The organism is Vibrio sp. Vb0304, from assembly GCF_033338995.1.
In the GTDB taxonomy this organism is placed as follows: Bacteria; Pseudomonadota; Gammaproteobacteria; order Enterobacterales; family Vibrionaceae; genus Vibrio; species Vibrio alginolyticus.
The window spans coordinates 1-1,074 of record NZ_JAWOTT010000327.1 but is presented as its reverse complement, the minus strand read 5'-3'; the positions used below and the strand labels follow the sequence as shown (position 1 = coordinate 1,074).

Below are 1,074 nucleotides of genomic sequence, written 5' to 3'. Positions count from 1 at the left end.
CTAAATACCATTGGCTACAAACCAGTGGCTGCAGGAAGCGAAAAAACAGAGCAAGGTTGGCGCAATTCAGATGCACTGCACTTGCAAAAAGCCGCAACCTTAGAAGTGGCTTATGAAGATGTGAACCCATACGCTTTGGAATTACCAGCTTCTCCTCACATCGCAGCCAAGCACGAGCAGGTTGAAATCGAATACGATTTGCTGAGTGAAAAGCTCGCTCAACATAAAGAGCAAGCCGATGTTGTATTGGTAGAAGGTGCTGGTGGTTGGCGTGTTCCTGTGTCAGACACAGACAGCTTGTCTACTTGGGTACAGCAAGAGCAGCTACCAGTGGTACTTGTCGTGGGTATTAAACTGGGTTGTTTGAGCCACGCTTTATTAACGGCGGAAATCATCAAAGCAGATGGTCTAAACCTAGTGGGTTGGATTGCGAACCGAGTTAACCCTGGCACAGAGCATTACGCGGACATTATTGAAATGCTTGAATCGCGCATTGATGCACCGAAGTTAGGTGAGATCCCTTACATTCCAAGTGCGAAGCGCAAAGAGTTGGGTAAATACATTAACGTTGAGCCATTACTGAACATCGATTAAGAGCATTTCTTGTAAACGTACTCAAAACTAAAGGGCTGCAATTTGCAGCCCTTTTTTTTATCTCTGGCTTGGTAACTTCTCTTTGCCAAGAATCGCTTCCCACTCATCTTCGGTCACAGGCATGATCGAAAGACGATTTCCGCGTTTCACCAGCGGCATGTTCTCAAGTTCAGGCATCGCTTTCATGACCGACAGTGGGATCACCCGCGCGGTTTTACGCACAAACTCAATATCGACCATGATCCAACGAGGGTTGTCTGGGTCCGATTTTGGGTCGTAATAATCACTTTCTGGGTCGAACTGAAAATGGTCGGGATAGGCTTCTCGCACGACTTTGGCAATCCCCGCCACGCCAACATTTTTACAGGAAGAGTGGTAAATCAGGACGAAATCGCCCACCTTTACTTGGTCACGCATCATATTGCGCGCCTGATAATTACGAACTCCCTCCCAACATGAAACCTTTTGGGTTCGAAGCGT

The 1,074-nt window shown here is 47.2% G+C and carries 2 protein-coding genes; one reads left to right on the top strand and one right to left on the bottom strand.

Features of this window, described 5'->3' with window-relative positions:
* The coding region (bioD, locus tag R7P35_RS25995; protein ID WP_318093350.1) for a dethiobiotin synthase at positions 1–594 on the top strand (594 nt) is incomplete at its 5' end.
* Positions 595–651: 57 nt separating this feature from the next.
* Here bioD and R7P35_RS25990 read toward each other — a convergent pair.
* A partial coding sequence (locus R7P35_RS25990) for an EVE domain-containing protein (RefSeq protein ID WP_318093348.1) occupies positions 652–1,074 on the bottom strand: 423 nt, incomplete at its 5' end.